The organism is Ligilactobacillus murinus DSM 20452 = NBRC 14221 (assembly GCF_001591685.1).
GTDB lineage: Bacteria > Bacillota > Bacilli > Lactobacillales > Lactobacillaceae > Ligilactobacillus > Ligilactobacillus murinus.
The window spans coordinates 35,195-46,935 of sequence record NZ_BCVJ01000003.1; the positions used below are offsets into that span (position 1 = coordinate 35,195).

The 11,741-nt window shown below is 42.7% G+C and carries 11 protein-coding genes; 10 read left to right on the forward strand and 1 reads right to left on the reverse strand.

Annotated features, from left to right (window positions below; translation table 11 throughout):
* Window positions 1–4 precede the first annotated feature (4 nt).
* Together LMU01S_RS01365 and LMU01S_RS01370 are read left to right on the forward strand one after the other, a co-directional pair.
* On the forward strand, window positions 5–1,093 hold the full coding sequence (locus tag LMU01S_RS01365) for an ABC transporter ATP-binding protein (RefSeq protein ID WP_056958967.1): 1,089 nt from the start codon (window positions 5–7) through the stop codon (window positions 1,091–1,093).
* Between the two features lie 17 nt (window positions 1,094–1,110).
* Window positions 1,111–2,064, forward strand: a complete 954-nt coding sequence (locus tag LMU01S_RS01370; RefSeq protein ID WP_056958966.1) for an ABC transporter ATP-binding protein — start codon at window positions 1,111–1,113, stop codon at window positions 2,062–2,064.
* 148 nt (window positions 2,065–2,212) lie between these two features.
* Here LMU01S_RS01370 and LMU01S_RS01375 read toward each other — a convergent pair whose 3' ends face one another.
* Complete coding sequence (locus LMU01S_RS01375; RefSeq protein ID WP_056958965.1) at window positions 2,213–3,526, reverse strand: NCS2 family permease; 1,314 nt, start codon at window positions 3,524–3,526, stop codon at window positions 2,213–2,215.
* Window positions 3,527–3,683: 157 nt separating this feature from the next.
* On the opposite strand from LMU01S_RS01375, the gene LMU01S_RS01380 reads away from it, so the two are divergent.
* The 8 genes from LMU01S_RS01380 to LMU01S_RS01415 all read left to right on the forward strand — a co-directional run bounded on the left by LMU01S_RS01380 (window position 3,684) and on the right by LMU01S_RS01415 (window position 11,653).
* Window positions 3,684–4,991, forward strand: coding sequence for a PTS transporter subunit EIIC (locus LMU01S_RS01380; protein WP_056958964.1), 1,308 nt, complete (start codon window positions 3,684–3,686; stop codon window positions 4,989–4,991).
* Window positions 4,978–5,838, forward strand: a complete 861-nt coding sequence (locus tag LMU01S_RS01385; protein ID WP_056958963.1) for an alpha/beta hydrolase — start codon at window positions 4,978–4,980, stop codon at window positions 5,836–5,838. The genes LMU01S_RS01380 and LMU01S_RS01385 overlap by 14 nt, the downstream gene beginning before the upstream one ends.
* Window positions 5,839–5,889: 51 nt before the next feature.
* Entirely contained in the window at window positions 5,890–6,699 is an 810-nt protein-coding gene (proB, locus tag LMU01S_RS01390) for a glutamate 5-kinase (RefSeq protein ID WP_056958962.1), read from the forward strand.
* Window positions 6,699–7,943, forward strand: coding sequence for a glutamate-5-semialdehyde dehydrogenase (locus LMU01S_RS01395; protein WP_056958961.1), 1,245 nt, complete (start codon window positions 6,699–6,701; stop codon window positions 7,941–7,943). Before proB ends, LMU01S_RS01395 begins: the two co-directional genes overlap by 1 nt.
* Window positions 7,944–8,095: 152 nt before the next feature.
* Window positions 8,096–8,851 carry an NADPH-dependent oxidoreductase gene (locus tag LMU01S_RS01400; RefSeq protein ID WP_056958960.1) on the forward strand — a complete coding sequence of 252 codons (756 nt, stop codon included), beginning with the start codon at window positions 8,096–8,098 and terminating at the stop codon, window positions 8,849–8,851.
* Between the two features lie 136 nt (window positions 8,852–8,987).
* The gene (locus LMU01S_RS01405; protein WP_056958959.1) at window positions 8,988–9,701 is read left to right on the forward strand and encodes a hypothetical protein; all 714 of its coding nucleotides are present in this window, start codon (window positions 8,988–8,990) and stop codon (window positions 9,699–9,701) included.
* A gap of 92 nt (window positions 9,702–9,793) precedes the next feature.
* The gene (gene croR / locus LMU01S_RS01410; protein ID WP_004050803.1) at window positions 9,794–10,483 is read left to right on the forward strand and encodes a response regulator transcription factor CroR; all 690 of its coding nucleotides are present in this window, start codon (window positions 9,794–9,796) and stop codon (window positions 10,481–10,483) included.
* A 21-nt stretch (window positions 10,484–10,504) separates the two neighbouring features.
* Window positions 10,505–11,653: a sensor histidine kinase gene (locus LMU01S_RS01415; protein ID WP_056958958.1), complete on the forward strand. Its 1,149-nt coding sequence runs from the start codon at window positions 10,505–10,507 to the stop codon at window positions 11,651–11,653.
* Window positions 11,654–11,741: the final 88 nt, after the last annotated feature.

Genomic DNA, 11,741 nt, shown 5'->3' on the forward strand with positions numbered 1-11,741 from the left:
TAGTATGGCTGAACGAATTTTAGATGTTAAAAACCTTAAAATCAATTTCCATACCTATGCGGGTGATGTTAAAGCCATTCGCGATGTGAGTTTTCATTTGAATAAAGGTGAAACGTTAGCCATCGTAGGTGAATCTGGTTCAGGTAAATCGGTCACAACTAAGAGTATTATGGGCTTGTTAGCAAGTAATGCCAAAGTAGTTGGTGGTTCGATCATGTTCCAAGGACAAGATCTTTTGAAGAAATCTGAAAAAGAGATGCAAAAGATCCGTGGGAAAGATATCGCAATGATCTTCCAAGATCCGATGACTTCCCTTGATCCGACCATGAAGATCGGACGGCAAATTGCAGAACCTCTGATGGTCCATAAGAACATGGATAAGAAAAAAGCAATGGCGCAAGCCCTAGAGATCTTGAAATTAGTTGGGATCACCAATGCTGAAAAACGCTTCAATAACTATCCGCACCAATTCTCAGGTGGACAACGACAGCGGATCGTGATCGCGATCGCTTTGGTATGTTATCCTGAGATCTTGATCGCTGACGAACCAACGACTGCTTTGGACGTAACGATCCAAGCGCAGATCTTGAATTTGATGAAAGAATTGCAAGAAAAGATCGAGACTTCGATCATCTTTATCACGCACGACTTAGGTGTTGTTGCTGGGATGGCGGATCGGGTCGCCGTAATGTATGCGGGTCAGATCGTTGAATATGGGACTGTCGATGAGATCTTCTACAATCCAAAACATCCATATACTTGGGGCTTGCTAAACTCGATGCCAACACTTTCAAGTACTAAACTCGAAGCGATCCCAGGGACACCACCAGATCTCTTAGATCCGCCAAAAGGTGATCCATTTGCAGCTCGTAATCCATATGCAATGCAGATCGATGCTCAAAAGCAACCACCATTCTTTAAGGTGTCCGATACGCATTACGCTGCGACTTGGCTTTTGCATCCAGATGCACCACAGATCGAGCCCCCAGCAGAGATCATGCGCCGAGCAGAGATCTGGCGTGAGATCCAAGAACAAGAAGAAGTTGCAAAAAATCGGCGTGCAGAAGCGATGAAGCATGCGGATGCTGAATAGACCAGGAGGAATTTAACATGCCAGAAAAACGCAAAAAATTGCTTGAAGTCAAGCACTTAAAACAATACTTCGGCGTGGGTAAACCTAGCATGGTCAAAGCCGTTGATGATGTTAGTTTCCACATTTTTGAAGGGGAAACATTTGGCTTAGTTGGTGAATCTGGTTCAGGTAAGACCACGACTGGTCGAAGCGTGATCCATTTGTATGAACCAACAGACGGTCAGATCCTCTTTGACGGTAAAGATGTCAGCAAGTTGACCTCACGTAAAGATCACCTTGAATTTTGCCGTGAAATGCAAATGATCTTTCAAGATCCATATGCTTCTTTGAATCCCCGGATGACAGTTGAAGATATCATCGCTGAAGGGATCGATATCCACGGCCTGGCTAAAAATAAAGAAGAACGCCGGGCTAAAGTCGAAGCACTCCTAGAAACAGTTGGCTTGAACAAAGACCACGCTAGTCGTTATCCCCACGAATTCTCAGGGGGACAACGCCAACGGATCGGGATCGCGCGTGCTTTAGCGGTCGAACCGCGGTTTATCATCGCTGACGAACCGATCTCAGCATTGGACGTTTCGATCCAAGCGCAGGTCGTTAATTTATTGAAGGAATTGCAAGAAGAAAAGGGACTGACCTATCTCTTCATTGCACATGACCTTTCTATGGTGAAGTACATTTCAGATCGGATCGGTGTTATGCATTATGGCCGTTTGTTGGAAGTGGGCCCAGCAGATGATGTTTATAACAAGCCTTTGCATGATTACACAGCTAGTTTGATCTCAGCTGTACCTGAGCCAGATCCAGAATTTGAACGCAATCGTAAGCAAAAAGAATACGATGCTTCGATCGAAGACGATAAGAAGGGCAAGCCGCGCAAGTTACATGAGATCACGCCGGGACATTATGTTCGTTGTTCTGAAGATGAGATCGCAATGTATCAAGCTAAAGCTGCCAGCTACGAAAAATAAAAGTTTTAGAGTATAAATAAAGCGGATCCTCCCATGATGGTTTTGCATCATGAGAAGATCCGCTTTATTTATTAGTGTTGTATTGGTGAACATCCAGATAAGAATACCGAGTGATATAAAATAGATGTCCGAAAACGAGTCTCTTTGTTTATTTTTCGATGTTTAAGACCCAAAAGAAGATCACAAAGACAAAGAATAAAACATACATCAAAGCTGGGACTTCTTTACCTTTACGTGCTGCGATCATCGTGATCGGATAAGCGATGAACCCAAGGGCTAAACCGTCTGAAATGCTGTAAGTAAGTGGCATCCCAGCGACGATCAAGAAGGCTGGGATCGCGATCTCAAGTTTAGTCCAAGTTACTTGCGCCATGCTTTGAGCCATCAAAACACCAACGATGATCAAAGCCGGGGCGGTAACTTGTGAAGTTGCCACTGTCAAAAGTGGTGAGAAGAATAGCCCTAGGATAAAGCAGATCCCAGTTGTAACAGCGGTCAGACCAGAACGTCCACCAACTGCGATCCCGGCGGAAGATTCAACATAAGCCCCCACTGGGGAAGTTCCAAAAAGTGAACCAAAGAGCATGGCGGTCGAATCTGACATCAAAGCTTTCCCGACCCGGGGCATCTTGTTATTTTGTAAGAAGCCAGCTTGTTGCGCTAAGGCGATCAAAGTTCCAGCCGTATCAAAGAAGGTGACCAATAAGAAAGTGAGCACTACGACCCACATTTGTAGGGTATTGATATCTTTTAGGTGTGATAGCGCAACTAAGAAAGTTTGATCCATGCTTGGTGCAGGTGCAACCAAAGCATGCGGCATTTGAATATTACCCGTTGCGATACCAAAGATCGCAGAAAGGACCATCCCGATAAAGATAGCCCCCGGAACTCGCATGACCATTAGGATCGAAACGACGATCAAGCCAAAGACAGTGACCCAAGTTGAGCCAGAAAAGCTCCCTAAGCCAACGAGCGTAGATTTGTCAGCAACGATCAGACCTCCGCCTTGAAGGCCGATAAAGGCGATAAACAAGCCGATCCCAGCTGAGATCGCTGCTTTTAGATCAGCTGGAATGGCATCGATGATCAACTCACGTAATTTAAAAACCGTGATGAGTAAAAAGATCACCGAAGCTACGAAGACCCCAGCTAAAGTTGTTTGCCAGGGAATATTCATTCCGATACAAACTGAGTAAGCAAAGAAGGCGTTGATCCCAAGACTGGGAGCAGTAGCGATCGGATACTTGGCTAAAAGTCCCATCAATAAACAACCGATCGCACTAGCTAGAGCCGTTGCGGTAAAGACCGCCCCTTTGTCCATACCAGAAGCGCCTAAGATCTCAGGATTGACGAATAAAATATATGCCATTGAGATGAAGGTCGTAAAACCAGCAAGAATTTCGCGTTTTACGTTAGTTTTAAGACCAGTCAGATCAAAAAAATTGTCTAATGCAGTTTTCACTGAAAAATACCTCACAATACAAAATGATTTAAAGCAACGTTATCTAATATACCGTAATTACTAAAAAAAGCAAGATTTCATTTGCGTGCTACATATGTTAAAGTAGCGTAAATTAAGCTATACTAAGAACAAAGAATGAACTTTTGGGGGAAAAGCGATGGAACAAAGAATTATTGCCTTAGGTCTAAGAATTCGCAAATGGTCTTTTTTTAGAATAATTCAGCGCACGTTTGCAGTGTTATTTCCATTTATTTTATTGGGAAGCTTTGCGCAAGTGATCGAATTTTCTTTACTACATCCCGATGGCTATCTAGGAAATCTGATCCAGATCGATGAATGGTTACCGCATTATCGAGCAGCTAATCAGTTATTTGGCAGTGTTTATATGCTGACTGCTGGTGTGATCGCTTTGCTGGCTGCGGGAACTTCAGCGAAGTATACTGCCCGCTTTTTTGAACGTGATGAACAATTAGCCAGTCTGACGGGCTTTTTAGTCTTTTTAGCGATCTGTTATCAGCGGTCTTTGGGAAATAACGGCCAGTTCAACTTTCGCCTCGAACTATTAGGATTTCCCGGGTTAATTTTGGGGTTAGCGATCGGTTATGGTGTAGGTCTGGTGTTTAAATATTTGAGTAAACAAACAAATAAGAAGGCAGAACATGGTCAAGAACTATTAGCTCGCTCATTTAAAGGTCTATTACCATTGACCGTGGCATTATTATTTGCAGTAGTTTGCAATATTTTATTAGGGCTTTTATTCAAATATCAGATCTTTGAAGGTGTTGGTAGTTGGCTTCAGAGTCAAGCGACTAAGCAAAGCGGTTTTTGGGCAGTAATGTTTTTTGCTAGTATAACGCTGCTGCTGTCTTGGTTAGGCCTTAGTGGTCCGTACACCAACAATACCTTTGATAGTGACCAAAGTACGCTCAAAAATTTGAGTTATGCTTTGAGTCATAGTGATCTAGCTAAAGTACCTGAGAAGTTCAATGCTAATACACTATATTTTAGTTATGGTGCCTTAGGAGGAACGGGAGCAACTTTGGGGTTGATCTTAGCGATATTTCTGGTGGCTAAACATCAAAATACGCGCAAACTAGCTGGTTGGAACGTCTTACCGAGCATGTTCAATACTAATGCAGCGTTTATGATCGGTCTACCACTATTGTTCAATCCGTTTTATCTGTTACCATTTTTAGTTATTCCACTATTTAATATGGTGATCGGAGCTTTAGCGCTGTTGAGTGGCCTAGTTCCACCAGCAGTCTATCCGGTTTTGACGAAGACCCCGGGTGTTTTATACGCTTTTGTTGGGACAAATGGTTCTTGGGGCGTCTTGATCTTTACTTTTGGATTATTACTTTGTGACATATTATTATATCTACCCTTTGTCAGATTCGCAGAGAAGATCGCAGGGGCTTTGGATAATGAACGCAAGAGAGCAGGTGAAGTAGATGCAGATCAATAAGCGTGGTATGGGGATGATCTTACTGGTATTTTTGATCCTTTTGGGGCTAGCGATCCCCTCATTTATTTGGACGCGACAAAATGTTAAAGATCTGGCACGATGGCATAATTCGCGTCTTTCACCTGTGATCATGATCCCAGGGAGTTCGGCTACCGAAAATCGGTTTGACGCCCTGATCAAAAAGATCAATAGTCGAAGCCCAAAAAAGCATAGTTTGTTAAAAGTCAAAGTCTATAACGATGGCACGATCAAGTATTCAGGCAAGATCAATGCCAAAGATAATGAGCCATTTATCGTAGTTGGTTTTGAAAATAATAAAGATGGTTACAGCAATATCTTAAAGCAGGCCAAAATGTTTGATAAAGCTTTTGAGCAGTTGAGTGAGCGGTATGAATTCAATAACTTCAAAGCGTTTGGACATTCAAATGGTGGCTTGATCTATACAGCCTTTTTAGAAAATTACCTACCTAATTATGATATTCAAGCCAAGGTCTTGATGACAGTCGGGACGCCATATAACTTCTCGGAAACTTCGCTACAACGAAAGACGCAAATGTTAGCGGATTTTATCAAAAATCGTCAGAAACTCCCGTCCGATCTTTTGGTCTATACAGTCGCGGGAACGGAGACTTATGACTCTGATGGGTTAGTTCCCGAGCGAAGTGTTGAAGCAGGCAAATACATCTATCAAGGGGTCGTGAAGCATTTTACTCAGATCACAGTGACTGGTAAAGATGCCCAGCATTCTGACTTACCCCAAAATGATCAAATCATCGAGTTGATCGATCGGTATGTTTTAGATCAAGAGCAAAATCAAAAGACTAAGAAGCTCAAAGAAAACAGTTAGCGTAAAATATAGTATACTTGAAGTAAGAAGTTTTATTGTGGAGGAAAAAATATGGTCAAAAAACGCCAGCTTGATGCAAAAAGGATCGTAGTTAAAGTGGGGACAAGTACTTTGATCCACCCCAACGGTAAAGTCAATTTCCATGCTATTGACCAATTGTGTTACGTCTTGACCGGTCTTGTCAATGATGGTAAACAAGTCGTCTTAGTCTCTTCTGGGGCGATCGGTGTCGGTATGGGACAAGTGGGCTTACACGAACGACCCGAATCGATCCCAGCTCAACAGGCGTTAGCAGCGATCGGACAAAGTGGTTTGATGTCAGTGTATCAACAACGCTTCTCACTTTACGGTCAACGGATCGGACAGATCTTGTTAACGCATGACGTTTTAGAATACCCTTTGAGTCGCCAAAATGCTTTGAATACGTTCAATAGCTTATTGGAGTGGGGCGTGATCCCGATCGTTAATGAAAATGATACGGTTGCTGTCGATGAGATGGATCATCATACTAAGTTTGGTGATAACGACCAACTGTCAGCGATCGTGTCTTCGATCGTGGATGCTGATCTTTTAGTGATGTTATCTGATATTGATGGTTTCTTTGATAAGAATCCACGCAAATATGCCGATGCTAAACTCTTTGAGCGGATCACAAAGATCGATGAGACAGCTTTAGAAGCGGCTGGTGGCAAAGGTTCTAAGTTTGGAACTGGTGGAATGATGACCAAGTTGAAAGCAGCCAAAAGAATGCTTGAAAATGACAAGATGATGATCTTAGCTAATGGACAAGATCCAGCGATCATTTTTGAGCTTATCAAAGGAGAGCCTTTAGGGACGCTATTTGTAAAGGAGGAAAAATAATGGCACTTGATTTGGAAAAAATGGGTACTGCCGCAAGAAATGCGGCCTTTAAATTAGCACAGATGAGCACCGAACAAAAAAATATGATCTTAAAAGCGATGGCGCAAGCTTTAGTGGATAATGCAGCAACGATCATTACAGCTAATCAGGTCGATCTAGCCAAAGCAACTGAGATGAAGGCTAGCTTTGTCGATCGTTTGACTTTAGATGAAGCGCGGATCAAAGATATTGCTGAGGGCTTAAAGCAAGTCGCAGCTTTGCCAGATCCGATCGGAAATATCGATAAGGGTTGGATCAATCAAAATGGACTTCAAATCGTGCAACGGAGAGTTCCTTTAGGTGTTGTGGGAATGATCTATGAGGCGCGACCAAATGTGACGGTCGATGCAGCCGGCTTGTGCTTTAAAGCTGGGAATGCGGTGATCTTGCGAGGGGGTAAGGAAGCTTTAGCGACAAACATCAAATTGACTGAGGTCTTACAACAAGTTCTAGTTGAAAATGATATCGCTAAAGAAGCGATCCAGATCATCACAGAAACCTCGCATCAAACTGCTGAAAAGTTCATGCAACTGAATGGCTATTTAGATGTCTTGATCCCACGGGGTTCAGCGCGTTTGATCCAAACCGTCGTTCAAAAAGCAACTGTGCCAGTGATCGAAACGGGAGCGGGCAATTGTCATGTTTATGTAGATAGTCAAGCAGACCTAGCGATGGCTGAAAAGATCGTAGTCAACGCTAAGTGTCAACGTCCATCTGTATGCAATGCGGCTGAGACTTTAGTTGTCCATGCCGATGTGGCAGAAGAGTTCTTGCCTAAGCTCGCAGATGCCTTGGCTAAGTACAATGTCGAGTTACGTGGGGATGCGCGCACTTGTGAGATCTTGGGGGATGCAGCCATTCCAGCAAGCGAACGCGACTGGGATACAGAGTATAATGACTATATTTTAGCGGTAAAAGTCGTTGATACTTTGACAGAAGCGATCGTGCATATCAACGCGCATAATACAAAGCATTCAGAAGCGATCGTGACCGACAGCTATGCAAATGGGCAACGGTTTGTAAATGAAGTTGATGCTTCAAGTGTTTACATCAATGCATCAACGCGTTTTACCGATGGCTTTGTCTTTGGCTTTGGAGCTGAGATCGGCATTTCGACGCAAAAATTACATGCGCGTGGACCGATGGGCTTAGAAGCTTTAACAACGACCAAGTACGTGATCAGTGGACAAGGACAAATAAGGTAGCGTGAGCCAACGCGTTTTACGCCGTACGGGTAAGCCATCCTACTTTGCATGTAGTAGGATGGCTTATTTGCTAGTTTCAGGTGTGTGTTTGTATTTTGCCTTCAAAAGTGTTATAGTACGTTTTAATTACCAAAAGTAAGCAGGTGAAGTGGATGAAAATTACTAATGAAACGCTAGCAACGCAATTGAATCATCGAAGTATTCGAGCTTTTGCAAAAAAACCGCTCGCTAAAGAACAACTGACCGCGATCTATGAAGCGGCAAGACATACATCGACTAGCCAATTTCTACAACAGTTCAGTATTTTACGGATCACCGATGAAGCAAAGCGCAAGGCGATAAGTGAGATCGCCAAACAAGATTATGTTGGAGGAAATGGTGAGTTGTTGATCTTTTTAGCTGATCTAAATCGTAATGCTAAGATCAGACAGCACTTGGGCCAAGATATTGCTCGTTTACAGACGGCTGATCTCTTTTTTCAAGCAGTCAATGACACGGTTTTAGCCGTACAAAATGCGCTGTTAGCCGCCGAAAGTATGGGCTTAGGTGGAGTCGTTTTAGGGAGCATCAATAACGAACCTAAAAAACTAGTTACAGTGCTAGAGTTGCCCCAATTGACCTATCCGATATTAGGGCTCCAGCTAGGTCATCCGGCTCAAAGTCCCCAATTAAAGCCACGTTTGCCCCTAGAATTTACAGTCTTTGATGATAAATATCCCGCTGATTTTTCCTTGGCTGAGTTTAAAGACTACGATAAATTAGTCCATCAATACTATGATCTTCGTGACACTAACCGGCGAGTGGATGAATTTACTACCCAGATCGGCTCAAAAAAATTGGCTGCCCACAAGAGTTCGCGTGATGAGATAATGGCTGCGATCCAGGACCAAGGATTGTGTCTAGACTAAAAAGATAAGTGTTTTGGATTTGATTTAAGAATAATTTTGTTATAATAGGCTTAAGAAGTGTGAGCCAAGTAAAGACCCGATGACCCGCGCGTCATTTGGGTCTTTTTTTTAGCTTATTGGATAAGGAAGTTGATCGATGGAATGGCAGAAGTATTTAGCTAGGTTACGATATTATGATCGAATGTGTGGTAATTTGCCTACAGTCCACCAAAAGATCGCTCAAGTTCAAGCTGTAGTCAAAGCCTATAGTAGACATGAGATACCACAAGAAGTGCCAAAATTGAGTTTTTCAGCTCACTATCTTGAATTACATATGACTAAACATCCCGAATTGTTTGAACTAGTCAGTTGCTTAAATGATTTACGCCAAGTACTGATCGAAAATTTTGGGATCTGGCATGTTTTTTCAAGGGCATGGTTAGCGAGTTTTAAACAGCAATTAAAACCCGGGAAAACTTTAGTGGTAATGTGTGGCAATGCTGCTTTAGCCGCTAATCTACCCAATGTGATCGCAGTCGATGACTTTGATTGGCAAGCGCAAGATAATACGCGGCCGCACCCGTGGTGTGATGTCAAACGAGCCGATGCCTTGGTAGCGGTCCAAAAATATTATCAGCAGGTGGATAACATTATTTTAGAGTGGGCCCCAGAAACAACTTGCGATCGTGCGATCTTGGACTTTTTACGTGCGCAAAAGTGGCCTGGTGATCTTATCGTGATCGGTGAAGCTAAGGGGGCAACCAATTCACCACAATTTTGGCAAACTGCTAAGTTGAGTCGCCCACCAGCGGTGAATGCTTTACATCGGCCGTTTGACTTTATCCATGACCAAGTGTTTTGGGTAAAATAGTCGTAATTTTTACGAATTTCTTTAAGTATATTTAGCAAAGTATTTGGTAAAATAAAAATAGAATTAAGTTTTCTTTAGGGGGATCAGACATTATGAAGATTTTAATTGTCGATGACGATAAAGATATCGTTGAATTATTGAGTATATATGTTAAAAATGAAGGCTATGATGTCGAAAAGGCCTACAATGGTAAAGAAGCGATCACAAAGATCAATACTAACCCCGACATCGACCTGATGATCTTAGATGTGATGATGCCACAATTAGATGGAATGGCAGTTGTGCGTGCGGTTCGAAAAGACAGCCAGATCCCGATCTTGATGTTATCGGCTAAAACAGACGATCTTGATAAGATCCAAGGTCTAGTTCAAGGGGCCGATGATTATGTGACAAAGCCGTTTAATCCCTTAGAAGTTATGGCACGCGTCAAATCATTATTGCGTCGTTCACAACATGAAGTGAAAAATAACGAACCTGATCAGATCGAGGTAGGCTCGTTGATCATCAAAAAAGATTCCCATGAAGTCGAAACGGTCAACGGTAAGGAGATCTCATTGACAGCCTTAGAATTTGGGATCTTATATCTCTTGGCTAGTCATCCTAACCGTGTCTTTTCAGCTGATGAGATCTTTGAGCGTGTTTGGCAACAAGAGTCCGTTGTTTCAGCTAAAACAGTTATGGTCCATGTGAGTCACTTACGCGATAAGATCGAAGAAGCCACTGGTGGCGAAAAAGTTATCCAAACGGTTTGGGGCGTAGGTTATAAGATCGAATCACGTTAAGTAAGTTGATGAGGTGAGCGGATGAAATTTTCACTGACGGCCCGGGAAAAAAGTGAGCTCTTTGGTGAAGGGATAGTAACGGTCATCTTGTTATTGTTGCTCAACATGTCGATCTTTATGATCGTTAACCAGGAGATCTCAAATAACCCGGGTCTACAAAACGGGATCTTTCAGATCAAGATGTCGCTCTTTTTAGGCCCGACTGATCTCCAGATCTGGAGCTGGGGTGGGTTATTCACCTTGATGATGATCATTGCAGATTGCGGGATCGTTTATTGGCGTTTGATGCGCCGTTACCGCCAGATGCAGTTGCGTCACGTTATTGCCGAGTTGCACTATATCGCTTCAGGGCATTTTGATCATCGGATACCATTTAAGCTAAGTGGTCAGATGCAAAGAGTCGTTGAAAGTGTCAATTCATTAGTTGATAGTACGATCAATGCCATGGAAGAAGAGCGCCGAATCGAACGTTCAAAAGATGAGTTAGTAACAAATGTCAGCCACGACATCAGGACACCACTGACATCGATCATTGGCTATTTAGGCCTGATCGAAAATAAACAATACAATAATGATGAAGAATTATTGCAATATACCCATACAGCTTTCTTGAAAGCTAATCAGATGAAATCCTTAGTTGATGACCTGTTTGAATATACTAAGGTCAGACAAGCAGGTGTAACGTTAAATATTGTACCGTTGGATATCGGTGCGATGTTAGAACAAGTCGCAGCTAGTTATGAACTGGAGGCTAACAAAAAAGGAATGGCGATCCATGTAGATGTTCCAGCCAAACCATTGGTGATCGAAGCTGATGGTGAAAAATTAGCCCGGGTCTTCAATAACCTGGTGTCTAATGCTTTGAAATATGGAGCCGGTGGTAAGAATATCTATCTTAAAGCTATGTTGGTGAGTAAAAAAGAACTCAAAGTGACGATCGCTAATGATGGTGAACAGATCCCGCAAAAATCATTAGAACAGGTCTTTGATCGGTTCTATCGGGCTGAAAGTTCGCGCTCGCGTGAAACTGGGGGTTCAGGTCTTGGTTTGGCGATCGCCCAAGGTATCGTTGAAAGACACCATGGTTATATTTATGTGACTTCAGATGCCGAATTGACAGAATTTATCATGCATTTTCCAGTCAAGCACGCTGACAGTTTAGTGCGCTAGTAGCTAGATAAGTAGCTAGATAATATGTTAGACCAGTTTTGAGGTGTTTGGGGCTTCAAAACTGGTTTAGTATTGTAAGCAAAAAGGA

Coding starts and splice junctions, on each gene's coding strand:
- LMU01S_RS01365 (WP_056958967.1), top strand. CDS start 5: ATGGCTGAACGAATTTTAGATGTTAAAAACCTTAAAATCAATTTCCAT.
- LMU01S_RS01370 (WP_056958966.1), top strand. CDS start 1,111: ATGCCAGAAAAACGCAAAAAATTGCTTGAAGTCAAGCACTTAAAACAA.
- LMU01S_RS01380 (WP_056958964.1), top strand. CDS start 3,684: ATGGAACAAAGAATTATTGCCTTAGGTCTAAGAATTCGCAAATGGTCT.
- LMU01S_RS01385 (WP_056958963.1), top strand. CDS start 4,978: ATGCAGATCAATAAGCGTGGTATGGGGATGATCTTACTGGTATTTTTG.
- proB (WP_056958962.1), top strand. CDS start 5,890: ATGGTCAAAAAACGCCAGCTTGATGCAAAAAGGATCGTAGTTAAAGTG.
- LMU01S_RS01395 (WP_056958961.1), top strand. CDS start 6,699: ATGGCACTTGATTTGGAAAAAATGGGTACTGCCGCAAGAAATGCGGCC.
- LMU01S_RS01400 (WP_056958960.1), top strand. CDS start 8,096: ATGAAAATTACTAATGAAACGCTAGCAACGCAATTGAATCATCGAAGT.
- LMU01S_RS01405 (WP_056958959.1), top strand. CDS start 8,988: ATGGAATGGCAGAAGTATTTAGCTAGGTTACGATATTATGATCGAATG.
- croR (WP_004050803.1), top strand. CDS start 9,794: ATGAAGATTTTAATTGTCGATGACGATAAAGATATCGTTGAATTATTG.
- LMU01S_RS01415 (WP_056958958.1), top strand. CDS start 10,505: ATGAAATTTTCACTGACGGCCCGGGAAAAAAGTGAGCTCTTTGGTGAA.